At 49.1% G+C, this 536-nt stretch carries 1 pseudogene; it reads left to right on the forward strand.

Annotated features, from left to right (window positions below):
- Window positions 1–536: pseudogene (locus R7190_RS30170) on the forward strand (flagellar basal body M-ring protein FliF); the annotation flags it as partial.

Genomic DNA, 536 nt, shown 5'->3' on the forward strand with positions numbered 1-536 from the left:
TTTAGAAGAGCGCAGTGCATCAAAATTCGATATGGCCGTGGGCGACCTCGATTTGCTTCGACAGGTCGTGCTTGTGCTATCGATCTCTATCTGTGTTGCGTTAATCGTGATGTTGTTCTTCTGGGTAAAAGAACCAGAAATGCGTCCGCTTGGCGCTTACGACACTGAAGAACTGATCCCTGTTCTGGATTACCTTGACCAGCAAAAAATCAATTACAAACTCGATGGTAATACTGTTTCGGTGGAGTCGAGCGAGTACAACTCAATCAAATTAGGCATGGTGCGTTCGGGCGTCAATCAAGCGACCGAAGCGGGCGATGACATTCTGCTGCAAGACATGGGCTTTGGTGTTTCTCAGCGCCTAGAGCAAGAACGTCTTAAGCTCAGCCGTGAGCGTCAGCTAGCTCAAGCCATAGAAGAAATGAAGCAGGTTCGCAAAGCGCGAGTGTTGTTGGCGTTGCCGAAACACAGTGTGTTTGTGCGTCATAACCAAGAAGCTTCCGCCTCAGTATTTTTGACGCTATCGACAGGCGCCA

It is taken from the genome of Vibrio sp. 1078-1, from assembly GCF_033340475.1.